16 protein-coding genes and 1 rRNA gene (1 of these 17 cut by a window edge) are annotated in these 24,180 nt (G+C 39.0%); 3 read left to right on the forward strand and 14 right to left on the reverse strand.

What is annotated here, in order from left to right; all coding sequences use genetic code 11:
- From PYW34_RS08310 to PYW34_RS08335, 6 genes are all read right to left on the reverse strand, one after another.
- Positions 1-1,033 (reverse strand): 16S ribosomal RNA (locus PYW34_RS08310); it reaches 527 nt to the left of the window's first position.
- Between the two features lie 685 nt (positions 1,034-1,718).
- On the reverse strand, positions 1,719-3,224 hold the full coding sequence (locus tag PYW34_RS08315; RefSeq protein WP_002333326.1) for a HAMP domain-containing sensor histidine kinase: 1,506 nt from the start codon (positions 3,222-3,224) through the stop codon (positions 1,719-1,721).
- Entirely contained in the window at positions 3,221-3,907 is a 687-nt protein-coding gene (locus tag PYW34_RS08320) for a response regulator transcription factor (RefSeq protein WP_002290973.1), read from the reverse strand. The genes PYW34_RS08315 and PYW34_RS08320 overlap by 4 nt, the downstream gene beginning before the upstream one ends.
- A 192-nt stretch (positions 3,908-4,099) precedes the next feature.
- Positions 4,100-5,521: an NADP-dependent phosphogluconate dehydrogenase gene (gene gndA / locus PYW34_RS08325; RefSeq protein WP_002295350.1), complete on the reverse strand. Its 1,422-nt coding sequence runs from the start codon at positions 5,519-5,521 to the stop codon at positions 4,100-4,102.
- A gap of 169 nt (positions 5,522-5,690) precedes the next feature.
- Positions 5,691-5,870, reverse strand: coding sequence for a 50S ribosomal protein L32 (gene rpmF, locus PYW34_RS08330; protein ID WP_002290970.1), 180 nt, complete (start codon positions 5,868-5,870; stop codon positions 5,691-5,693).
- Positions 5,871-5,927: 57 nt separating this feature from the next.
- Entirely contained in the window at positions 5,928-6,497 is a 570-nt protein-coding gene (locus PYW34_RS08335) for a YceD family protein (protein WP_002295352.1), read from the reverse strand.
- A 185-nt stretch (positions 6,498-6,682) separates the two neighbouring features.
- Here PYW34_RS08335 and PYW34_RS08340 point away from each other — a divergent pair, with 185 nt between their 5' ends.
- On the forward strand, positions 6,683-7,585 hold the full coding sequence (locus PYW34_RS08340) for a LysR substrate-binding domain-containing protein (RefSeq protein ID WP_002295354.1): 903 nt from the start codon (positions 6,683-6,685) through the stop codon (positions 7,583-7,585).
- Positions 7,586-7,619: 34 nt separating this feature from the next.
- Here the strand turns inward: PYW34_RS08340 and pyk are convergent, their stop codons facing one another.
- The 3 genes from pyk to dnaE form a co-directional block, all read right to left on the reverse strand.
- Positions 7,620-9,404 carry a pyruvate kinase gene (gene pyk, locus PYW34_RS08345; RefSeq protein WP_002295355.1) on the reverse strand — a complete coding sequence of 595 codons (1,785 nt, stop codon included), beginning with the start codon at positions 9,402-9,404 and terminating at the stop codon, positions 7,620-7,622.
- Positions 9,405-9,477: 73 nt separating this feature from the next.
- Positions 9,478-10,440, reverse strand: coding sequence for a 6-phosphofructokinase (pfkA, locus tag PYW34_RS08350; protein ID WP_002304759.1), 963 nt, complete (start codon positions 10,438-10,440; stop codon positions 9,478-9,480).
- A gap of 167 nt (positions 10,441-10,607) precedes the next feature.
- Positions 10,608-13,922, reverse strand: a complete 3,315-nt coding sequence (dnaE, locus tag PYW34_RS08355) for a DNA polymerase III subunit alpha (protein ID WP_002330253.1) — start codon at positions 13,920-13,922, stop codon at positions 10,608-10,610.
- A 230-nt stretch (positions 13,923-14,152) separates the two neighbouring features.
- Here dnaE and PYW34_RS08360 point away from each other — a divergent pair, with 230 nt between their 5' ends.
- Complete coding sequence (locus tag PYW34_RS08360) at positions 14,153-14,338, forward strand: YjzD family protein (protein WP_002295359.1); 186 nt, start codon at positions 14,153-14,155, stop codon at positions 14,336-14,338.
- Positions 14,339-14,399: 61 nt separating this feature from the next.
- Here PYW34_RS08360 and PYW34_RS08365 read toward each other — a convergent pair whose 3' ends face one another.
- Both PYW34_RS08365 and PYW34_RS08370 read right to left on the reverse strand, forming a co-directional pair.
- Positions 14,400-15,596: a multidrug efflux MFS transporter gene (locus PYW34_RS08365; RefSeq protein WP_002290958.1), complete on the reverse strand. Its 1,197-nt coding sequence runs from the start codon at positions 15,594-15,596 to the stop codon at positions 14,400-14,402.
- A gap of 169 nt (positions 15,597-15,765) precedes the next feature.
- A complete protein-coding gene (locus PYW34_RS08370) occupies positions 15,766-17,202 on the reverse strand; it encodes an NCS2 family permease (protein ID WP_002295362.1) in 1,437 nt (478 codons plus the stop codon).
- 292 nt (positions 17,203-17,494) lie between these two features.
- Here PYW34_RS08370 and PYW34_RS08375 point away from each other — a divergent pair, with 292 nt between their 5' ends.
- Positions 17,495-18,304 carry a Cof-type HAD-IIB family hydrolase gene (locus PYW34_RS08375; protein WP_002296740.1) on the forward strand — a complete coding sequence of 270 codons (810 nt, stop codon included), beginning with the start codon at positions 17,495-17,497 and terminating at the stop codon, positions 18,302-18,304.
- Between the two features lie 185 nt (positions 18,305-18,489).
- Here the strand turns inward: PYW34_RS08375 and PYW34_RS08380 are convergent, their stop codons facing one another.
- The 3 genes from PYW34_RS08380 to thrS form a co-directional block, all read right to left on the reverse strand.
- Positions 18,490-20,643 carry a peptidoglycan D,D-transpeptidase FtsI family protein gene (locus PYW34_RS08380; RefSeq protein ID WP_002287654.1) on the reverse strand — a complete coding sequence of 718 codons (2,154 nt, stop codon included), beginning with the start codon at positions 20,641-20,643 and terminating at the stop codon, positions 18,490-18,492.
- Positions 20,644-20,936: 293 nt separating this feature from the next.
- Positions 20,937-21,785 carry a MurR/RpiR family transcriptional regulator gene (locus tag PYW34_RS08385; RefSeq protein ID WP_002333325.1) on the reverse strand — a complete coding sequence of 283 codons (849 nt, stop codon included), beginning with the start codon at positions 21,783-21,785 and terminating at the stop codon, positions 20,937-20,939.
- Positions 21,786-22,009: 224 nt separating this feature from the next.
- Positions 22,010-23,950 (reverse strand): threonine--tRNA ligase, encoded by a 1,941-nt coding sequence (gene thrS, locus PYW34_RS08390; RefSeq protein WP_002287651.1) that lies wholly within the window; start codon positions 23,948-23,950, stop codon positions 22,010-22,012.
- Positions 23,951-24,180: the final 230 nt, after the last annotated feature.

Genomic DNA, 24,180 nt, shown 5'->3' on the forward strand with positions numbered 1-24,180 from the left:
TCTAGAGTGGTCAAAGGATGTCAAGACCTGGTAAGGTTCTTCGCGTTGCTTCGAATTAAACCACATGCTCCACCGCTTGTGCGGGCCCCCGTCAATTCCTTTGAGTTTCAACCTTGCGGTCGTACTCCCCAGGCGGAGTGCTTAATGCGTTAGCTGCAGCACTGAAGGGCGGAAACCCTCCAACACTTAGCACTCATCGTTTACGGCGTGGACTACCAGGGTATCTAATCCTGTTTGCTCCCCACGCTTTCGAGCCTCAGCGTCAGTTACAGACCAGAGAGCCGCCTTCGCCACTGGTGTTCCTCCATATATCTACGCATTTCACCGCTACACATGGAATTCCACTCTCCTCTTCTGCACTCAAGTCTCCCAGTTTCCAATGACCCTCCCCGGTTGAGCCGGGGGCTTTCACATCAGACTTAAGAAACCGCCTGCGCTCGCTTTACGCCCAATAAATCCGGACAACGCTTGCCACCTACGTATTACCGCGGCTGCTGGCACGTAGTTAGCCGTGGCTTTCTGGTTAGATACCGTCAAGGGATGAACAGTTACTCTCATCCTTGTTCTTCTCTAACAACAGAGTTTTACGATCCGAAAACCTTCTTCACTCACGCGGCGTTGCTCGGTCAGACTTTCGTCCATTGCCGAAGATTCCCTACTGCTGCCTCCCGTAGGAGTTTGGGCCGTGTCTCAGTCCCAATGTGGCCGATCACCCTCTCAGGTCGGCTATGCATCGTGGCCTTGGTGAGCCGTTACCTCACCAACTAGCTAATGCACCGCGGGTCCATCCATCAGCGACACCCGAAAGCGCCTTTCAAATCAAAACCATGCGGTTTTGATTGTTATACGGTATTAGCACCTGTTTCCAAGTGTTATCCCCTTCTGATGGGCAGGTTACCCACGTGTTACTCACCCGTTCGCCACTCCTCTTTTTCCGGTGGAGCAAGCTCCGGTGGAAAAAGAAGCGTTCGACTTGCATGTATTAGGCACGCCGCCAGCGTTCGTCCTGAGCCAGGATCAAACTCTCATAAAAAGTTCGAACAATCTTGCGATTGTTAAGCTCAATTTGTTTGCTAGCATATTGCTTGCTTGTTAAAAATGTTTGTTGTCTTGAATTGAATCAAGACGCCCTACACATTTGGTTTGTCTTACTTTGTTCAGTTTTCAAAGGTCTAATCTTTTTGTTTCAACAACTCTTTAATCTTATCAGATTCAGAAGAGAATGTCAACAACTTCTTTGTTTATTTTTTCTAAACGTCTTTGCCACTCATTAGCAGCGACTTGATTATCATATCATCTTTATTGTTATTTGTCAATAACTTTTTCGAAGTTTTTTTCGATAAAATCAAGCTTTATTAGCTATCTCATCCAAACGACTTCGTTATTATAACATGACATCAAAAGTGCGTCAACACTATTTTTTATAATTTTTAGTGACACCTTAAAGGAATCATTTAGAACAAATAATAATATAGCAATCTCTTTATAAAATTGCAATAGAAAATTCCCTATTTTTATTTATTATTTTTAAACACGAATATTACAGCATTTTATTGTTTTTTCGTTCATCTAAAAGCTACTTACATTTAATTAACGGATGTTATTCTATTTAATTGTTCGCTAGTTTTTTTATAATGACATCCCTGAATTTCTCACTTGCTTGTATTTTGTACCTTATTCTTTGTTGGATATATAAAAAAACAAGTAAAGCACATGCTTTACTTGTCTTCTGCCTTTGCGATAGGAATAAAGATTCTAAAAATTGTCCCTTGCCCTACTACACTTTCTGCTAAGATACGTCCTTTATAGTTTTCAACCAGTTGTTTAGCGATAGACAACCCCAGACCATTTCCACCCTTCGTTCTAGCTCTTGCTTTATCCACTCGATAAAAACGATTGAAGATCTTATTAAGGTCTTCTTTGGGTATTCCTTCGCCAAAGTCCTGAATCGCGATCTCAAATTCATTCAGAGTGGAAGAAATAGAGATATGGACTTCTTTTCGTGTAGTTGAATACTTTACTGCGTTATCCAATATGATAATGATTAATTGTTCAAAGTGATTACGATAAATTTGCAGGGTCACTTCTTTTGTCAAATCATCATCTAAAGTGATCACATAGTCTGGATATAATATCTTGAAATTATTATAAACTTGATAGGTGACTTCTTTTCCTTTAGTTGTTTCATTCGCATAATGAACATCTACTTGTTCTGCTCTTGATAAGTCTAGCATCTCTTGAACTAAGCTTTTCATACGGCTGATTTCTTGCATGCTGGCGCTTAATGATTCTTCTAATATCTCAGGATCATCTTTCCCCCAACGATTTAGCAGACTAAGATGCCCTTCAATAATTGCAACAGGTGTCCTTAACTCATGAGATACGTCTTCCACGAATTGCTCTTGTTGTTCAATATACAAACGCATACGGTCAAGCATCTCATTGAATATTTCAACTAAATCTGCCAATTCATCATTTGTGTCGATTTCAGGCATGTAGATATCTGATTGCGGATCTTTACGTATAGTATCCATTGTATCTCTGAGTACCTTGAGTGGTTTTAAGAAATAAGAAGATAAAAAGAAACCTAAAATACTACTTAAGATCAAAGAAACAACTTCTAAAACAATAAGAGTCAATAATAGCTTATTTCGAATATCATAGAAAGAAGATAATTCATAGAAGCTTTGCGCATAGCCGATCTTTTCTCTTGTACCTTTAGAATATATAGGCTGGATAGATAAAAAGCCAGTTTTTCCTTCTAGTGTAACGATCGTTGGAACTTTACGTGTAGTCTGAATCAGGTTTCGACTGTTTTCATGGGTTTTAAAAATCAAGTTCTCGTCCAAATCATAAACATAAAGATCCATTGATGGCTGCCCTAGCTCAGCTATAAAGGAATCGATCTTCATTAAGTTTCCTTCGACCAGTGAAGTATGATCTACGACCTCATCTCCGTCATTTGTCGCTTTCGTCAGATTACGATACGTATTTACTAATGTCAGTTCTTCATCCGAGTTAGCCAAACGAGAAGCTACTTCTGAAATCGTACGCTCTACATTGTTTCTTTCTTTTGCCACAATCAGATTGATAGATGATTTATAGGTAATGACAGCGAAAATTGTAAACACAACGAATATGAAGAAAGAACTCGCAAAGGCCCACTTGATTGTCAAGGAGGGCCCTTTCAGTTCTCTTTTTTCCGATTTTTTCGGCTTTATCACGAGCGCATCACATAACCTGTTCCGCGTACAGTTTGGATATAGCTTTCCTCCCCGGGAACGTCAATTTTGTTGCGAAGATAACGAATATATACGTCCACTACGTTTGTTTCAACTTCTGTTTCGTATCCCCACACTTTATTTAGTAAAACGTCACGTGCTAATACCACGTTCACGTTTTCCATTAAAGTAAGCAGCAACTCGTATTCTCTTTTTGTTAGTTCAATTACTTCATTTCCGCGACGTACGACACGGTTTTCTTTTTCGATAGTCAAATCGCGATAAGTAATAGTAGTTTGTTTAGCCACATTTTTATCGCCTTCAATATCGATTCGACGCAACAATGCACGAAGACGTGCTAATAATTCTTCGATAGCAAATGGTTTGACGATGTAGTCATCTGCTCCGTGGTCAAGTCCAGATACACGATCGATCACAGAATCTCTTGCAGTCATCATAATGATTGGTGTATTTTTGACTTGGCGTACACGTCTGCAGACTTCTAAACCGTTCAATTCTGGGAGCATCAGATCCAACAATATGGCATCCCACTCATTATTTAATGCCGCATCTAAACCAGTTCGGCCGTTGTAGTGGACTTCTGCGTTATACCCTTCATGCTTCAACTCTAGCTCGACAAATCGTGCCAAGTTCTTTTCATCTTCAATGATTAGAATATTGCTCATTTATTATTTTATCCTTTCTATTCTACTGGCTTTTTAAAAACTCTATCATTATACCGATAATATGCTTAAAAATCTATAGTCATTTTATCATGGATAGCAATTTTAAAAAAGAGCTGAAGTCTACTCATAACAATCGACTTCAGCTCTTTCGTCCTCTTTTTATTTTCTCATTTCCTAACAGCCGAAAGACTATTATTCTTCATGGTACCATGAGTAATGGAAGATTCCTTCTTTGTCGACACGCTCATAGGTATGTGCGCCAAAGTAATCGCGTTGGGCTTGGATTATATTTGCAGGCAGACGTTCTGCTCTGTATGAATCGAAGTAAGCGATGGCTGATGAGAAAGTCGGTACAGGTACGCCAGCTTGGACAGCCAAGGCAACGACGTCTCTGACTGATTGCTGATATTTTTTCGTGATTTCAACGAAGTAATCATCTAGCAATAAATTTTCGATCTCAGGATTTTTGTCATAGGCATCCGTAATTTTTTGCAAGAATCGAGCTCGGATGATACATCCAGCGCGCCAGATTTTTGCGATTTCACCAAATGGCAAGTCCCAATCAAATTCTTTTGAAGCGACACGTAATTGAGCAAATCCTTGGGCATAACTCATGATTTTACTGAAATACAACGCTTCTCGGATTTTTTCGACCAATTCTTTTTTGTCTCCCGTGAACTCAAAATCGTTCGTACGAGACAAAATCTTGCTTGCTTGTACGCGTTCTTCTTTATAAGCAGAAATATAGCGGGCAAATACAGATTCAGTGATCAATGGAAGTGGCACACCTAAGTCAAGCGCGCTTTGGCTTGTCCATTTACCTGTTCCTTTATTCCCAGCTGCATCAAGGATCACATCTACTACTGGTTTACCTGTTCCTTCATCGTCTTTACGTGTCAGAATGTCAGCAGTGATTTCTATCAAATAGCTGTCTAATTCGCCTTGATTCCATTCTTTAAAGATATCAGCCATTTCTTCTACTGAAAGGTTTAAAATATTCTTCATTAAGTCATAAGATTCAGCAATCAGTTGCATATCTCCATACTCAATACCGTTGTGTACCATTTTCACATAATGTCCGGCTCCATTTGGGCCAATATATGTGACACATGGTGCTCCGTCTTCTGCTTTTGCAGAAATTTGCTCTAAGATTGGTGCAACTAGCGCATAGGCTTCTTTTTGTCCACCAGGCATGATTGAAGGTCCTTTTAAAGCTCCTTCTTCACCACCGGAAACGCCTGTACCGATAAAGTTGATGCCAGAGTTGGCTAACTCTTCATTACGACGCATCGTATCTTTAAAGAATGTATTTCCTCCGTCAATCAAAATATCGCCTTTATCAAGGTGAGGAAGTAACTCTTGGATTGTTGCATCTGTTGCCGGTCCTGCTTTGACCATTAGCAAGATCCGACGTGGTTTCTCGATAGATTCTACAAATTCTTCGATTGTATATGTTGCTTTGAAATTTTTATCTGGGTGTTCTTCTACTACAGCGGTTGTTTTAGCCCCTGTACGATTGAATAAAGCCACTGAATAGCCGCGGCTTTCTATGTTCAAGGCTAGATTTTTACCCATAACGGCCATACCGACAACGCCGATTTGTTGTTTTGACATATGAACTCCTCCTACATACGGGATTTCTCCCTAATCTCTTACATTATAGCTTAACACGGCTACATTGCAAACTAAAGAACAACATATTTTTTATTTACCGACTACAAAAAAATAAACCTCAAGGCTCCATGGTTAGCCTTGAGGTTTTACATTTTCTAATTAAAATGTATTAAGCTTCTTTTGACATTACGTCCTTACCATCATAGTAACCACAATTTGCACATACGTGATGGCTTTTTTTCATTTCACCACAGTTTGGACATTCGTTTAACCCTTTGATTGTCAATTTGTAGTGTGTACGACGTTTTGCTTTTTTAGCTTTTGATGTTCTTCTAGCTGGTACTGCCATTTTGCTACACCTCCTTGTAAAGTCTTGTATCTAAATTAGACACAATATATTCCAATCTTACTTGTTATCGTCGTCTTTTGATTTAGAATCAAAAAGTTCAGATAGTTTTGCAAGACGAGGATCAATTTTATTCTCGGCTTCTTCCATTTTTCTGCGCTGGTATTCTTCTTCGGAAACAACTTCCCAATCATTGCCTTTTGGAAGTTCTGTTGCTGCTTCCTCTTCTTTTGTCAATACCCGCATTGGAATCGCCAATAAGATGTTGTCTTCAATCGACTCTGCTAAATTCAATAATGGACCTTCAATTAGCAAAATCTCATCTGCAGACATTTGTTCATCTCTACTTTGGAATTGTTCTTCTGTCATGAATACTTCGTCTACAGAAAAATCCATGGGCAGTTCAACAGGTTCTAGTGAACGTGTTGAAGGAACTGTCAAAGTCGTCTGCACAGTGTAATGAACGATATAGCCTTTCTTATCAACTGAGACCAAACCTTCGACTTCCACTGGCGCAACATCAAGTATTAAATTGTCTCGCTTCATGAGAGCGGCTTTCAAGTCGAGCGTCTCATGAAAAGTTAACGGTGTCTCCTGGTATTTTCTCAATTCCAATAAAGACCATTTCATTTTTCATCACTCCTAAGCAACAAAAGCAATTATACAGGGCAAAAAGCATGTTGTCAATGAAATTTTCTTGACACCTTGCAGTTCATAAAAAAACAGAAAAATCTTTATTAGAAAGCCTCTGTTTGCTATCATCCTCAGAATCATTTACAATAATCATTATTCCATTAAAGGAGCGGATGATCTTCATGAACACGAAAGATATCGAATACTATGTCCAAATCGTCAAACAAAAAAATTTTACGAAAGTGGCTAATTATTTCCGTGTGAGCCAACCTACTATTACATATGCATTACAACGTCTTGAAAAAGAGTTTGACACCGTACTTATTACAAGAGATCGATCGCATCACGAATTAATCGTCACGCCTTCTGGAAAGCAGCTGTTTCTCCATGCACAAACCATTCTCCAAGAGATTTCTACTGCAAGAGCTGAAATCACTCAGTTGCAAAAGAAAAAGCTTCGTTTTGGCATGCCTCCTATTATCGGCAATGAATACTTTCCTAAACTGTCAAGTTACTTTATCAAGCATGAATTGATGAATCAAATTGAGATTACCGATGGAGGCTCTCGGGACTTATACGGGATGATCCGACAAGGGAGGATCGATTTAGCTGTATTAGGCTCAACACAGCCAATCGTGGATCAATATTTAGAAACAGAGTTACTTTTGGACAAACGTTTCATGATCGTCGTGCCACCTACACATCCTCTTTCCAAGCAGGATACTGTCTCTTTCAAAGATATAGCAGATGAACAGTTTGTACTATTGAACGAACATTATGTCCACCCCGCAGCATTCACTAAGCTTTCTAAACAAACACATACTCATCCAAAAGTTGTTTATCAAAGCAATGACTTGACGATTTTAAAGAGTATGGTCCGAGAAAATGTGGGTATCGGTTTTTTGGCAGAGATTGCTGTCCATCCTGAAGATCATTTAGTTTGCCTCCCTCTTTCAGATGAAGTTCAGCCTCGCTTCTTGATTTCATTGGCAAAACGAACACAGCAGATCGTCACGCCTCTTCAAGAACAAGTAGTCCAAGTTATCCATGAATTCGTTACAGCACAAAAAAACAGCTCTTCGTAAAAGAAGAGCTGTTTTTATTTTTTATTAAGCTAAATTAGATAGCTGTTGTTTCGCCACGGTAAACGATGCCGCGACGTGAATCAACGGTAATCAATTCACCTTCTGTAATTGTTGTTGTTGCGCCTTTAGCACCAACGATTACAGGAATATCTTGTGCAATTCCTACAACTGCAGCGTGAGAAGTCAATCCGCCTTCTTCAACGATAACAGCAGCTGCTTTTTCGATTGCAGGCATATATTCTTTGTCAGTTGATGGTACAACTAGAACCATTCCGTCTTTTGCTTTTTTTACAGCTTCTTCAGCAGATGAAGCAATAACTGCATTTGCAACGACAGATTTTTGTCCAACGCCTTGAGCTTCTAATAATTTAGAACCAATCATTTGAATTTTCATCACGTTAGTTGTTCCGCGTTCACCAACTGGTACACCAGCAGTGATCAAGATTAAATCGCCTTCTGATGCGAAACCTAATTCAACAGCTTTTTTAGCTGCTAGTTCAAACATTTCATCAGTTGTTGATGGTTTTTCAGCAACTGTTGGGTAAACGCCCCAGTTTAACATCAAACCACGTTTTGTGCGTTCGTCAAAAGTAACAGCCAAGATATCTGCATCTGGACGATATTTTGAAATCATTTTTGCAGTGTATCCTGATTCAGTTGCAGCAACGATTGTTTTCACGCCTAGATTTTTTGCAGCACGAGCTACAGATAAACCGATTGTTTCAGTTACATCTGTTTTATCGAATTCGTTCAATTGGAATGTACCTAATTCTGATAATGCATTTTCAGCTTCTTGGTCGATACGTGCCATTGTTGAAACAGCTTCAACTGGGTAGTCCCCGTTTGCAGATTCACCAGATAGCATTGTTGCATCTGTGCCATCAAATACAGCGTTAGCAACGTCAGAAGCTTCCGCACGTGTTGGACGTGGGTTTTCTTGCATTGATTCTAACATTTGTGTAGCAGTGATAACTGGGATACCAGCAGCATTACATTTTTTGATAATGCGTTTTTGAACCATTGGTACTAGTTCAGCTGGGATTTCAACACCCATATCTCCGCGGGCAATCATAACACCGTCAGAAACTTTGATGATTTCGTCAATGTTGTCGATACCTTCTTGAGATTCGATTTTAGGGAAGATTTGAACATGAGTCATGTCTTTTTCTTCTAAGATTTCGCGGATATCTAGAACGTCTTGTGCTTTACGTACAAAACTTGCAGCGATAAAGTCGATATCGTTGTCTAAACCAAAACGAATATCGTCAGCATCTTTTGGAGTAATACCTGGCAAACTAATAGAAACGCCTGGTGCATTTACCCCTTTACGTGATCCTAGCATACCTGCATTTTTAACTTCTACGACTAATTCACGGTTTGCTTCGTCTTTTTCAATGATTTGCATATCGATCAAACCATCATCAAATAAAATGTGTCCGCCAACGTGAACATCGTCAAATAATCCTGGGTAAGTAACCGCGATTTTTTCTTTTGAACCTACATGTTCAGGATCCATAGAGATGCGTGTTTGATCTCCTACTTCAAATTTGATGTATCCTGCACGACCAAAATCAGCTTCTGTTGTGCCTTGAACAGTTGTACGGATTTCAGCTCCTTTTGTATCTAAAAGAATACCGACATCTTTTCCTGTCTTTTTAACTGCTTCACGGACCATAGTCATACGTGATAATTGTTCTTCATGGTCACCATGAGAAAAGTTAAAGCGGAAGACATTTGCCCCAGATTCAATCAATTGAGAAATAATTTCTACTGAGTTACTTGCTGGTCCTAATGTACTAACGATTTTGGTTTTTTTCATTTAAAAAACTCTCCCATTCAATTTTGTTTATTTAAAGCTGTACACAGCTTAAATAGCTTGGTTTCTTTCACTCTTAAAATGAAAGTGAATTATTTAGATCATATAGTGATAAGTCTGGTTTATGTTTGTTGTTTTCAAGTGTATCAATGATGTCAGACGCAACGATTTCGTTGTCATGGATACCGACACATAATCCACCTTTTCCTTCTTGAAGCAATTCGACAGCGTAAGCACCGAATTTACTTGCCAACACGCGGTCGCGTGCGCTTGGTGCTCCACCACGGACAACGTGTCCCAAGATAGATACACGTGTATGATAGTCACCAAATTCTGAAAGTTTCTCAGCGAATTCATTTCCGCCCATTACACCTTCAGCCAAGATGATCAAGCAATGTTTCTTCCCGCGATCGCGGCCTTCTTGGATTTTTTTAGCAACTGAAGCCATATCAAAATCATGTTCTGGGATGATGATTTCATCCGCTCCGCCAGCCACACCTGACCATAAAGCGATGTCTCCTGCATTGCGTCCCATTACTTCGATAACGAATGTACGAACATGAGAAGTCGCTGTGTCACGAATACGGTCAATTGATTCTAGTACTGTATTGATTGCTGTATCAAAACCGATTGTGAAATCAGTCCCAGGAATATCATTATCGATTGTTCCAGGAATACCTACTGCTGGGAAACCGCGTTTTGTCAAAGCCATTGCGCCATGATAAGAGCCGTCTCCTCCGATAACCACTAGACCTTCGATTCCGAATTTTTTCAATTGTTCGATTCCTTTTAATTGACCTTCTTCAGTTGCAAATTCTGGATAACGTGCAGAATACAAGAATGTACCACCACGTTGGATCTTGTCACCTACATCTGCCACATCAAGACGACGAATATCTCCAGCAACTAAACCGGCAAAACCATAATTGATCCCGTATACTTCCAGTCCTTCGTAAATACCTTTACGAACAACGGCACGAACAGCTGCATTCATTCCAGGTGCGTCTCCGCCACTGGTCAAAATTCCGATGCGTTTCATAATAAACATTCACCTCATTAAAATACTTTATCCTAAGTATGACTTAGGTTTACAACCATTTTTGCGTTAACCACGACTAACATTCTAACATTATTTTTCTCACTTGTCTTGATTTACGGATAAAAAAATGAAAAAAAATGAAAGCAAGTAGTATTTTTTACCGTAAGTTATTTGAAAACCACATTATCTTCGCCAAGCAGATAAATAAGTTGCCCCTTTATACTCTTGCTGTCATCCACCCAATAAGCATCTGACAGAACTACTTTTCGTTGCGTTTTTTCGTGATACATAACTACTGGTATATATCCTGGGTGTTTCTGAAAAATCACTTGTAATTGTTTCATTATCTCGGGATCTTCCCGTTCTTCTGTAATACGCAAATAGCAAGTTTGTGAAGGATACTGGGCTTCTAACTGGTTAGGATCAGCAAAGCTTTCTCCAATTAGTTGCAGTTCCTGATTATATTTGCTGATTTCGCTCCGCCCTTGAACAAAGATCACTCGATCAACGGCAAACAAATTACGATATTTACGATAAAGAGTTGGAAAAACTGTGACAGAAATTTCTCCACTACTGTCGGTTCCTTCAACAAAGGCCATCAGTTCTCCTTTTTTTGTCCGAATTTCTCTAACTTCCTTGATCATCACTAATAAATTGACTGGTTGATTAGGGACGATATCTGTAATCAGCTGAACTTGTTTAGCTAAACGAAGACGATCAAACCCTTCTGCAGGATGACCTGACAAATAAATACCTAAGTACTCCTCTTCCAGCTTCAAGCGTTCTTCTAGTGTATAGTCAGCGACTTCTTCTTCTTTTAATGCCATGATTCCCAGCAAGTCAAGACTTCCACCACTGTAAACGATATTTTGGATTTTTCCTTCGAGATCAAGCATCAATTGTTTCCTGTTAGGAGATAATTCATCAAAAACGCCTACTGCTGTCAGTGATTGCAGTAACTCTAATTTCAGCCAACGCTTATCGATCCGTATGAGGAATTGATCCACTGACTGGAACGGGCCATTTTGTTTTCTTTCGTTTAATATATCTTCTACAAAATCACGCCGAATACCTTTTATCGCTGTCAGTCCGAATCTGATTTCTTCCTTATTGACCAACTCAAAACTGGAATTACTTTGATTAATGGACGGCGAGGAAAGTTTGAGTTTATTTTTACGTGCTTCTGCAATATATTCTTTCAATTTTGATGTGTTATGCCGAACAGAATTCATCAGGCTGGTAAAGAAAGCACCTGGATGATGGGCTTTTAGATACGCCATTTGGAATCCCACGAATGAATAAGCAAATGCATGTGACCGATTGAATCCATAGTTTGCAAATTTTTCGATATATTCATATACGGTCGCTGCTGTTTTTTCCGAATATCCCTGTTGTAATGCTCCTGATACAAAATGCGACTTTTCTTCATCTAATACGTCTTTTTTCTTTTTACTCACTGCCCGTCGCAGAATATCTGACTGCCCTAATGTAAATCCAGCCATAGTCGAGGCGATCTGCATGATTTGTTCCTGATAGACGATCACTCCATATGTGTTTTTCAAAATCGGGATCAGTGAATCATCTGGGTAGCGAATGGCTTCTTTTCCTTTCTTCCTGGCAATGAAGGTATCTATATTTTGCATAGGGCCTGGTCGATACAATGCATTGACTGCGGCAATATCTTCGATGTTTTCTGGATCTAATCTTCGTAAAACGTTCCGGATACCAGCAGATTCAAATTGAAATACTCCTGAGGTTTCGCCTCGTTGAAACAAGAGCAGCGTTTTTGCATCATTTAGCGGGATCTCTTTTAATCGGATCTCATACCCTTCTACTCGCTTAACAGCTTTCAAAGTAAAATCAATAATCGATAAGTTGCGTAGTCCTAAAAAGTCCATTTTCAAAAGACCGATTGCTTCTACCTCATTCATCGTATACTGGGTCAGAAAAGCTTCATCAGAACCGCGTTGGAGCGGAACTAGTTCAAGTAGATTCTTATCGCTGATAACTACACCTGCTGCGTGAGTCGAAACATGTCTTGGCAATCCTTCTAAAATCACTGCAGTTTTGAATAAAAGTTGGTTTTTTTCGCTTGCCTGAACTAATTCTACTAATTGATGCGAAGTTTTATAAGCTTGGGTCAATGTGATTTTCAATTGATTGGGTATTGCTTTTGACCAGCGGTTTGCTTCACTTTGCGATAAACCAAACACTCTAGCTGCATCTCTAAGAACCATTTTTGCTGCCATTGTGCCAAATGTTGCGATTTGTGCCATATGATATTGTCCATACTTTTCTCGAACATAATTCAATACTTCTTCACGTCGATTGTCAGGAATATCCAAATCGATATCTGGCATCGTAAAGCGTTCGGGGTTTAAAAAGCGTTCGAACAGCAAATCATATTCTAATGGATCCACATCTGTGATTTCTAACACATAGGCTACTAATGAACCCGCAGCAGAACCACGACCTGCACCGGTAACGATTTTGTTTCTATGAGCAAAAGCCATTACATCCCATACGATCAAGAAATAATCATCGAATCCCATTTGATGGATGACAGATAACTCGTAGTCCAAACGTTCTTGGTATTCCTTTGTATAATCAGTGATTCGGCGTTCCACTTGCGAATAGCATAACTCTCTTAAATATTCTCCAGCTTGTTTTCCATTAGGAACTGGATAATGCGGAAGTAATTTCTGATGGAACTGGAATTCAAATGAAATCGATTCAGCTAAACGCTGGGCGCCTATTACAGCTTGGGAAAGACCCGCTTTTTCGAATCGTTTGATCATTTCTTGTTCTGAAAGAAGATAGCCATTTGCTGTTAGTGGTAAAGATGCAGATAAATTTTCTAAAGGTATTTGGCTTCCCTCTTTGATATGTTTCATCACTTCAAGTGCAAAAAGTTCTTCTTGTTGTAAACTAGCGATGGGATGTAATGCACAAAGCGAATAATTTTCTTTTATCACATACTGATACCATTCAGGCAATTGATCAGGCGTGTTTTCTGTCAAGCCGATATAAAAATTTCTAGTAAAAACATTTTCAAGTAAAAACTGCCAATGACCGAAAAAGTTATCCTCTTTATTGAAAGCCTCAGAAACAGAATGATTTGCCGGAACAACAAACGCTAGATGGTCGGTTTCTGTCATTTCTGCAAGTTCCAATTTTTCTTGGATCATTTTTCGGCTGGAAAGTTTCATCAGCTGCTGATAACCTATTTCATCTTTTGCGTACGCAAGCAAGCCATAATTTTTTTCTTCATAAGTATAACTAAGATGTAATCCAATGATTGGCTGTACTCCTTCTTCTACACAAATACGATAGAATTCAGGTGCACCGTATAAGACATCTTTATCCGTTATGGCTAATGAAGTGTAGCCTTGTTTTTTTGCTTCTTGTACATATTCTCGAATACGTATCGTACTTTGTAAAAGAGAATAAGAAGTAATTGTATAAAGTTGTGGGAAAAACATCTTGCATTCCGCCTTTTTTTTCGTTAAAATTCACTAGCGTTAAAAGGTTTGATCCTTTTACTTTCATTAAGATAGCAGGCGCTGAAGTTGATTATTCCACTTCATTTGCTTGCTTGTAATCTGTAGGAATGAGTTCTTTCGCAAGAACTCAAATTTTATTGAGATTTGGTCTCGTTTCTTTACATTCAAAGAAAATCTGGTAAAATTAAGATAGAAAAGAGGTGTTCTTTATGCGATATATCGTTACATTATTCTGGGCTGTCGTTCTAGGTCAAGTAGTCGGTTATATTGGTGCTGCATTAACAAGCGGAACATATGATTTTACTTTGACAACAATCATTTCATTCATTGCGGGTGTCATTATCCTTTTGATTGGTGCAGTTGCGCCAAGAAAAGAAACCTCTGCCCATTCGTAAAAAAACAGCCAAGAGCTTGAGATTTCTCAAGCTCTTTTTTATTTTCTACTCCTCACCACCATTATAATCTGCTGCGAAGAACTTTACGAAAGTTGAATAAAGAAAGAAGAATATTTGACAGAACAAACAAACTTGTCACAATAAAAACAGCACTGTAATTATAAGCATGCGCGACTGTCGATCCTAGCATGGGACCTAAAACTTGTCCAAAGTTGCTAAACATCTGATTGTAGCTATAGATTCGGCTGACTCCTTCTTGAGGCGTAATCTTACTGATCAGTGTATTGACAGAAGGCATCAAAGCGCCAGTTGAAAAGCCTAAAATAAAGCGAAGTATACCTAATTGGAGCGGTGTAGTGACGAATGCCATAGGTAAATAACAGCAAAATGATAAAATGAGTCCTCCAATTAGAACTTTTTGATTCCCAATCTTATCCCCTAGTTTTCCTAGTTTCGGTGAAGAAAAGACAGCGGAAACACCAGCTATCGAAACAATCAAGCCGCTGACAAAAAGGATATTTTCTGTACTTCCGCTCAATTCACGAATATATAAGGTCAAAATAGGGCTGATCGTAGTGATTCCTATCTGTAAAATCAAGGTCGTAATGAAGAGACCGATCAAAATAGAGAGATGATCCATTTTTGAAAAAATTTCTTTGGTGCTTATCAGATCTTTTTTCTCGATCGGATGGAAATCTTCTTTGACTAAGAAAATGGTCAATACCGTTGTGATCATCAACAAAGCCCCTGTGATCAAGAATACATTTTCCATACCAAACCACTGAGCCAGTGCACCGCCCATTGAAGGTCCGATCAGATTTCCAGCAATCGCTCCGGTAGACAATGTTCCTAACGCCCATCCGCTCTTTTCTCTAGGTGCCTGTGAAGCAATCATCGCTGTGGCATTTGGAATATATCCAGACAAAATCCCATTCCAAAACCGCATGATCAAAAGCCAATACGCGTTCGGTACAAAAGCCAAAGATCCCATTGTTAATGTCATCCCTGCTGCTGCACGGATCATCATGAGTTTTCGGCCTTTTCGATCAGCTAGATTTCCCCAGATTGGTGCAACCACGGCAGATGCAAAAGCAGTCACAGAGATTGCTAGTCCCGAAAACAATTCGATTTGATCTTTTGGTGTTCCTAGTTGCTCAACATAAACTGGTATGAATGGCATAACTAAACTAATACTTGCACCAGTGAAAAAACAGCCAATCCACGCAATCACTAAATTTTTTCTCCAATTAATCTCCATCTATCATCCCTCTTTCGTCTCTTTTATCATACCTATTTTCGAATAAACAAGCAACGATCTCGCCAGTAAAAAGAGAAAAATCCCGCAAAGGTCATTTTATATGTAACGTTCTTTTTATGTAAAACAAAAAGAGATCAGAACAAATACTGTTCCAATCCCTTCTCTTTAGTTAAATTGTTGCTAGAATGATGAAGTTGATAATGAATAAAATATCAACGATCCACAAAGCAACAGAAACTTGATTGTATTTTCCTTTGATTACTTTCACAATTGTATAGAAAATAAATCCTGCTGCAATCCCATAGGAAATGCTATAGCACAATCCCATAAAGATCGATGCAAAGAAGGCCGGTAAAGCTTCTTCCATATCTAGCCATTTGATGTCTGCAAAAGAAGCCATCATCATTACTCCAACTAAAATCAATGCTGGCGCAGTTGCTTGATTTGGTACAATGGCGATCAGTGGAGAGAATAAACTACTTAATGCGAATAGCACTGCCACTACTACTGAAGTCAAACCAGTACGTCCACCGGCCCCGATCCCAGCTGCAGATTCGACATAAGTTGTTGTATTCGATGTACCAAAGATAGCCCCCACAGAAGTAGCGATCGCATCGGCAAATAGTGCTTTATCCATTTTTGTTTTGAACCCACGACCATCTTCCAACGCGATCTCGTCTTCTTTTGAGAAAATACCTGTGCGGCGTCCTGTACCGATAAATGTTCCGATCGTATCGAAAGTATCAGATAAACTGAATGCGATGATCGTCATCAATACTTGAGGAATCTTGGAAGAATCACTGAATAAAGATTGCATGCCTTCAGAACCAAATGCTGCACCGAAAGTTGTTCCTAATTCTTTAAATGAATTACCTAACGAATTCGTTTGCCAATCAATGGAACTTAAATCAACAACACCCATAAAAATACCAAGGACTGTGGTCGCTACGATACCGATAAGAATAGCCCCACGGACATTTTTTACAACTAAAATGGCTGTCAGTACCAAACCAATCACAGCCAATAAGATAGGAGCGTTGTCAAAGTTGGCTAACGCAGGGACGATTCCACCATTTATCGTAACATTTGTCGCTTTTCCGCCTTCAACGACAGAGCTCGAAATAGCTGACTGGTCTGCTGAAAAAGATAAGAATCCTGCATTTTTGATTCCGACATACGCAACGAAAATACCGATCCCGCCACCAATCGCATGTTGAAGACTTTCGGGAATCGCCCGAATAATCATTTTTCGAATATTTGTGACAGTAATAAAAATATTGATTAATCCGCAAATAAACACCATTGCCAAGGCTTGTTGCCAAGAATAACCAAGCCCAAAAACGACCGTAAAAGTGAAAAATGCGTTCAATCCCATACCAGGTGCCTGAGCATATGGTACATTTGCGAACAATCCCATTACCAGCGTACCAATAATCGATGCAATGATTGTCGCTAGAAATACTGCTTGGAAGGGCATACCTGATGCTGACAAAATCGTCGGATTTACGAATAAGATATAACTCATGGCAAAGAATGTCGTTACTCCCGCCATTATTTCAGTTGATACATTTGTATTGTTTTTCTTTAAACCGAAAAACTTTTCCATAAAAAGTTCCACTCCCTGAATTTTTTTCTGATGGAAAACTATAATAATAAAAAATAAGTAAAATAGGGCAAATCCATCGAACAATTTCAAATTATATAGACGTTTCATTCGCTTTTCAACGTTTTTTTAACAAAAAAAGCGAAAATAATACTTAACGTTCGTGTTTAGCTTATGTTTAGCTATTTATATAGCCATAACTGTAGTTTTTGTTAGGAATAGCTGATTGCTCTTGTTAATTACCTAAAATATGCTAGACTAAAACAAATGCTAGTTGAGGAAGGAAGGACCCTTATTGAATAAAAAATTAATTGCCATCGATCTGGACGGAACTACCCTCAATCAAGATTCGATGATTACATCTAAAACAAAAGAGACTCTGAAAAAAGCAATCAATGCCGGTCATCATGTCAGTATTGCTACAGGACGCCCATTCCGAATGAGCCATCAGTTTTACCAACAATTAGAATTAACAACACCGATGGTTAATTTTAACGGCGCATTAGTACACATCCCTAATCAGCACTGGGATGGTGAAAGAGAAACGTTGATCAATCGTGAAATCGCTTTTGAAATCTTATCGCAAAAAAAGCAGCTAAATTTAGATTTTATCGCTGCTGAAAATCGTGATACTTTTTTTATTGACAGTTTTGATTTCTTTGATGAAAAAATTTTTGCTTCTTCTCGTCCAGGAGAGAAGAATTTGCTTTCTCCTAAAAATTTGACGACAAATCCTACATCTTTGCTTGTCCGAACAGACAAACGTTTTGCAGGAGCTGTATCTGCTGAATTAACACGTCAATTTGGCAGTTATGTCGATGTTCGGACATGGGGTGGACCTACTGCCATCTTAGAGATTGTTTCAAAAGGAATCCAAAAAGCAAAAGGCGTGCAAGAGATTGCTAACTACCTGTCTATCGATCAAAAAGACGTCATTGCCTTTGGTGACGAGCATAATGATTTGGAATTGTTGGATTATGCAGGTTGGGGAGTAGCTATGGCTAACGGTACTGATCAACTCAAAGGCATTGCAAATGATGTCACTCCTTTGAGCAATCAAGAAGACGGTTTAGCTGTTTATCTGGAAAAACTACTTAAACTATAATAGAGAATTAGATTCCACAAAAAAGAGGTTGTGACAATTTTTGTCACAACCTTTTTTGCCGAGTAAACGGTGTTCAAAAGCCAGTTTCTCGGTATGAAGTCAAATTTAAGCAAAAATGTGAGAAGCTATTTTCACAAAATTTTTCTTCATACTCGAAACTAAGCGGCTTTTTCACGACCTCTTTTTTATTTTGCCATGAACATATCATAATACGCGTCCATTATTTCTTTAGCAATCGTCAAGTTCATGTGGTCTTGTTCGTCTAATAAGTTCGGCAAGACAACACTGATGGCAATTTCCGGATTGTCTGTTGGTCCGTATGCCACGATATTACTATTGACTGTCGTAATATCTGGATGACCTTCCGCAACCGTTTCTGCAGTCCCTGTTTTTGCGGAAAGGTCCATTTTCGCACTGGCTAATGGTTTGGCTGTTGTGTAAGGATCGGTACCATGGACAACTTGGTGGAATCCTTCACGGAGGATCGCCATATTTTCTGCAGAAATATTGACCGTATTTTCTACTGTTGTGCCAATTTCTTTCTTCACTTCACCCAAGTTTCCATTTTCGTCATTGCCATAGATCGCTTTGACTAGGTGCGGCTGTACTCGTTTCCCGCCATTAGCGACTGTTGAAGCATATTGAGCTAATTGGATTGGTGTATATGTGTCAAACTGTCCAAATGCCAAATCGGTAAAGTTACCTGGAGTATACCATTCTTTGCCATTATCCGCATTGAACTTCTTCATATAATCAACAGAACGTGAGATCCCAGGAGATTCATTCGGCAAATCGATCCCAGTCGTTGTACCAAGACCAAACTCTTTGAAAGAGTCTCTCAATTGCTGGTAAGCTTTAGCTTCTTCATCTAAACTAGGTAGTCCCATTCCAGGTGTATAGTCTAGTCCTAACATCTTTAACGCCACTTTGATCATATACGTATTAGAAGACAATTCCAATGCTTTGACTGCATCAAGAGCAACTTGTCCGCTTCGATTAAAGACAGAGCTTTTTTCTGAAGCACCTTGCAGACGAATCGGCTCATCAATCAAAACTTGATTTCCGCTGATCGCGTTACTTGCCCAGCCTGCTGTCAAAGTACCAGCCTTGACTACAGACCCTGGAGCAAAGGCGCTAGTAATCGTGCCTAAAGCATTCTCGGTGATTTCTTTGGAACCTTGTTCATGACTGAAACCAGTCATTGCTAGCACTTCTCCTGTCTGAGGATTCATAGCCACTGCATAAGCACCAGGCGAATACTGTGCTTTGCCGTTGTTGATCAATGTTTGATAATTCCTTTTCAAAATTTCTTCTACTTTTGATTGGAATTCTGCATTCATAGATAACATTAAATTAGAACCTTTTTCCCCAGAGAAGATTTCTTTTTGATTCGAAACATTTCCTTCATTATCAAGGGAAACTTCATATTGGGTTTTGGTTCCTTGCAGGACATCTTCATATTGTTTTTCCAAATAACTTTGTCCTACACGGTCATTCCGAGAATAACCTTTTGCTAGGTATTTCTCTGCTTCATCTGCTGGAAGTCCTTGCTTTTCAGTCGTCACACTGCCAAGAATACTTTTCAGTGAACTTGCTGCATTATATTCTCGTGTCCAGTCTGTGCCAGTCGAAACTCCTGGAAGTTCAGAAGCGCGTTCTGCCACAACAGCTAACTCTTGATCAGTAACACCAGAGTTTTTGATATAGACAGTGTTTAATTCATATGCACTATTCATCCGTTTAAAGATGGTAGCAATTTTTAATTGCTCCTCGTTTAAATTAATCTCATCAGCTGTGACTTTATTGACCATCGCACTATATTGTTCGCTGTTCCCTAATTGCTTTTCTTTTGCCGAAAGTCTTTTTGTGGCTTCTTTCAAATGTTTGGGATCAGCCAGCCAAAAATCTTTTTTATCTCTATCTGTCAGATTTTCATCTACCGGAACATCGATCAGCGAGTTCAGCTTCGTTGCGATTTCAAGCAAATCTTTAGCCGTAACTTGTGTTCCTCTCGTATATGTGATGGCCTGATTCGCTTTATTCGTAACTAAAGCTTTTCCTGTGGAGTCGTAGATCATTCCGCGAGGAGTACTTTCTTGGACCGTAATCGTAGAAGTAGACTTCACTCGCGCCTCCATCTCTTCGCCGTTCACGATCTGCAAATAACCCAATCTAGCAATCAACGCAACAAATAACGTAAATATAATGAAAAAAAGAAAATTTAAGCGAAAAGGAACATGGGACCGGCGAAACGTTTTGTTCTTAGGTTCTTGTGCACCTTTTCTTATTTTTTCTAACCAAGAAGTATTTAATATTTTTTTCATAAAATCTTTCATCATTTCCTATCCTTCCGCCTATTTACATTCATGCTTCATTGTACCCAAAAACTTCTTAATAAAAAAGAAAAAATGGGCGGAGCAAGAAATTCTTTACCTAATTTCAAGATAAAATCAACTTTTTGTTTCACAGCAATCACTTAAAGTTACATATCCAACTATTTTTTTCATTAAAAAATAAACTTATTTTTGAAAATTATGTTTTCTTAAGTCGTGAAACACTTTGATGGATCATTTATTTGTGGAAAACTACGTTTTGTTATTCTAAAAAACTTATATAAAAAATAGTAAGGTTTTTATTTCGAATCCATAAAATATTCTTGGATTGCTTCTCGTGTTTTTTTCACTTTTTCGCTAAGCTTTTCGTTTTTAGCCATATAGAAATAAAAAATGATATCGATCGTAGCAAATTGGGCCAAAAGTGAATTAGTTGCCGCACTTCGATTCGTGATTTCTTTTGGTCTAGATGTTTGTACGAGTACATCGGCTATCTTGCTAAGCGGGTTATTTCCAAATTGCGTCAACGCAATGATTTCGATATTCATGCTTTTCGCCAGCTCGGCTAATGCGACTACATCTGCACTTCTACCTGAGTTTGAAACAAGCCAAAGCACTTTCTTTTTCTCATTGCTGACAAGTTGCGGGAGAAAGACGTGGATATCTTTTTCAAAAATGATTGGCTTACCGACACGAGACCATTTTTGCAGAATATCTTTTACTACTAAAGAAGAGGCGCCAACCCCATATAAAAAAACAGTCTCTGCCGATTCCAAACACTCTACGACTTTTTGGATCGTTTCTTCTTCTAGAATATCTACTGTTTCTTTTATCGCTACTTGTGCATTGTTACCAAGTTTGTTTTTGATAGAGTAAAAGGACTCATTTGCTTCTATATCACTAAAACCTTCATCGATTCCAGTCTGTAGTTCTGTTGAAATCGTGATTTTGAAGTCCGTCAGACTTTGAAAACCGATTTTTTTGGAAAAACGTACAACTGTCGGCGCACTCAACCCGGAAGCTTCTGCTAATTCATTAGCTGTCATTGTAGGGACCTTCTCAATATTACCGATAATGTAGTTGGCCAACTTTTTTTCTGCTGAAGAATAATCTTCCATCATACTTTCAATACGACTAATTACGCTCATAAGTTCCTCCACCCTTTTAATGATAGTCTATGTAAGTATACCATATCAGACCCTTATTCACGGTCGTATACTGGATAAAAAAACAAAAAAACAATCCGCCCAACAGAATATCTTATCCTATCAATCCCACAGATTCTATTGAGCATCTGTGTCTTTGAGGAATACCTGTTATCTATTGTTCGGATTGTTTTCTATCTACTACTTTTTTACAGGAAATTTACCTATTAGTTTTCTCTGCTGTAATTTTTGACTTCTGCTTCCATAGCATCAATAAAGATATTCAAATCTTCTACAGCTGTTTCTTTACTTCCATAACGACGTACGTTCACTGTTGCATCTTCCAATTCCTTGTCTCCAACAACCAATTGGTAAGGGATCTTTTGTGTTTGAGAGGCACGTATCTTATAGCCCATTTTTTCATTACGATCATCAACTTCTACACGCAACCCCTTCATTTGCAAACGTTCTTTGATTTCATAAGCATAATCGCCATGTGCATCAACAGAAACAGGGATGATTGTTGCTTGTATAGGTGCCAACCATGTTGGAAAAGCGCCTTTGTATACTTCTGTTAAATAAGCAACAAAACGTTCCATTGTAGAAACGATTCCGCGGTGGATAACTACTGGACGATGCGTATTTTCCCCGTCTTCTCCAACATATGTCAAATCAAAGCGCTCTGGCAATAAGAAGTCTAATTGTATAGTTGATAATGTTTCTTCTGTACCAAGAGCTGTTTTGACTTGAACATCTAGTTTTGGTCCGTAAAAGGCTGCCTCGCCTTCTGCTTCAAAGTAATCTAGTTCTAATTCATCCATAGCTGCTTTCAGCATTGCTTGGGCTTTTTCCCACATTGCGTCATCATCAAAATATTTATCTGTATTGTTTGGATCGCGATAGCTCAAGCGGAAACGATAATCTGTAATATTGAAGTCAGCATATACTGCCACCATCAATTCAAGCGTACGTTTAAATTCATCTTTGATTTGATCAGGACGAACAAATGTATGACCATCATTCAACGTCATTTCTCGTACACGTTGTAAACCTGACAAAGCACCTGATTTTTCATAGCGATGCATCATTCCTAATTCAGCGATACGAATTGGTAATTCACGATAAGAATGGATCGTGTTTTTGTAGACCATCATGTGATGAGGGCAGTTCATTGGACGAAGAACAAGCATTTCGCCATCTCCCATATCCATTGGCGGGAACATGTCTTCTTGATAATGATCCCAATGTCCAGATGTTTTGTACAACTCAACATCTCCCATTATTGGTGTATATACATGTTGGTAACCTAGACTAACTTCTTTGTCTACGATATAACGTTCGATCGTGCGTCGGATTGTTGCCCCTTTTGGAAGCCAGAATGGCAAACCAGAACCTACTTCTGGGGAAACCATGAATAAGTCAAGTTCTTTTCCTAGTTTACGATGGTCTCTTTCTTTTGCTTCTTCACGGAGACGGATATATTCTTTCAAAGCTTTCTTGTCAAAAAAGGCTGTCCCGTATACACGTTGCATCATTTGATTGTTTGAGTTTCCACGCCAATAAGCACCTGCCACTGATAATAATTTAAATACTTGTATACGGCCAGTGGATGGAACATGTGGTCCACGACACAAATCGATGAATTCGCCTTGTTGATAAGCAGTAATCACTTCTTCTTCTGGCAATTCACTAATCAGTTCTACTTTGTACGGATCACTTGCAAAAATTTCTAATGCTTCCTGTTTTGAAAGAACACGGCGTTCGATCGGCAGATTTTCTTTGACGATTTTCATCATTTCTGCTTCGATTGCCGGCAAATCTTCTGCAGTTACTTGGTTTTGTCCATTATCTGTATCGTAGTAAAACCCTGAATCGATAGCTGGTCCAACGCCAAAGTGGATATTTGGATAGAGGCGACGCATGGCTTGGGCCATCAAATGAGCTGCTGAATGACGGACTAAGCCAAGTGCATCTTCATGGTCTGGTGTGATGATCTCAATACTTGCATCTTCCTCGATTGGACGAGTCAAATCAACGAGTTTTCCGTTCACTTTACCAGCTAAAGCTTTTTTTGCTAAGCTTTTTGAAATGCTTTCAGCAATTGCCAATGTTGTTGTTCCAGACTCAAATTCTTTGACTGCACCATCTGGAAAAGTAATTTTTATCATAATAGTTTCCTCCTTGAAATGTTTTGATTGATCAGATCATCAAGCTGAAAAACAAAAAAATCCTAGCATCTCTTGAAAAGAGATACTAGGACGAAAAGTTCGTGGTTCCACCTAATGTTCAAACGCAAATGCGTTCCTCAAGCGTTGTAACGGTCCGACCGCCCTTGCTTCAACAAGGGTTTCGAAAGTGGTCATCCTTTGGTTTTCTCCTGGAAAAGTTTCAGCCTAGC

Source organism: Enterococcus faecium, from assembly GCF_029023785.1.
GTDB lineage: Bacteria > Bacillota > Bacilli > Lactobacillales > Enterococcaceae > Enterococcus_B > Enterococcus_B faecium.

What these genes read in the sequence shown, in the direction of transcription:
- PYW34_RS08335 (WP_002295352.1), bottom strand. Translation starts at nt 6,497, where the DNA reads ATGAAATGGTCTTTATTGGAATTGAGAAAATACCAGGAGACACCGTTA.
- PYW34_RS08340 (WP_002295354.1), top strand. Translation starts at nt 6,683, where the DNA reads ATGAACACGAAAGATATCGAATACTATGTCCAAATCGTCAAACAAAAA.
- PYW34_RS08320 (WP_002290973.1), bottom strand. Translation starts at nt 3,907, where the DNA reads ATGAGCAATATTCTAATCATTGAAGATGAAAAGAACTTGGCACGATTT.
- pyk (WP_002295355.1), bottom strand. Translation starts at nt 9,404, where the DNA reads ATGAAAAAAACCAAAATCGTTAGTACATTAGGACCAGCAAGTAACTCA.
- thrS (WP_002287651.1), bottom strand. Translation starts at nt 23,950, where the DNA reads ATGATAAAAATTACTTTTCCAGATGGTGCAGTCAAAGAATTTGAGTCT.
- gndA (WP_002295350.1), bottom strand. Translation starts at nt 5,521, where the DNA reads ATGTCAAAACAACAAATCGGCGTTGTCGGTATGGCCGTTATGGGTAAA.
- rpmF (WP_002290970.1), bottom strand. Translation starts at nt 5,870, where the DNA reads ATGGCAGTACCAGCTAGAAGAACATCAAAAGCTAAAAAAGCAAAACGT.
- PYW34_RS08380 (WP_002287654.1), bottom strand. Translation starts at nt 20,643, where the DNA reads ATGATGAAAGATTTTATGAAAAAAATATTAAATACTTCTTGGTTAGAA.
- PYW34_RS08385 (WP_002333325.1), bottom strand. Translation starts at nt 21,785, where the DNA reads ATGAGCGTAATTAGTCGTATTGAAAGTATGATGGAAGATTATTCTTCA.
- PYW34_RS08360 (WP_002295359.1), top strand. Translation starts at nt 14,153, where the DNA reads ATGCGATATATCGTTACATTATTCTGGGCTGTCGTTCTAGGTCAAGTA.
- pfkA (WP_002304759.1), bottom strand. Translation starts at nt 10,440, where the DNA reads ATGAAACGCATCGGAATTTTGACCAGTGGCGGAGACGCACCTGGAATG.
- dnaE (WP_002330253.1), bottom strand. Translation starts at nt 13,922, where the DNA reads ATGTTTTTCCCACAACTTTATACAATTACTTCTTATTCTCTTTTACAA.
- PYW34_RS08365 (WP_002290958.1), bottom strand. Translation starts at nt 15,596, where the DNA reads ATGGAGATTAATTGGAGAAAAAATTTAGTGATTGCGTGGATTGGCTGT.
- PYW34_RS08370 (WP_002295362.1), bottom strand. Translation starts at nt 17,202, where the DNA reads ATGGAAAAGTTTTTCGGTTTAAAGAAAAACAATACAAATGTATCAACT.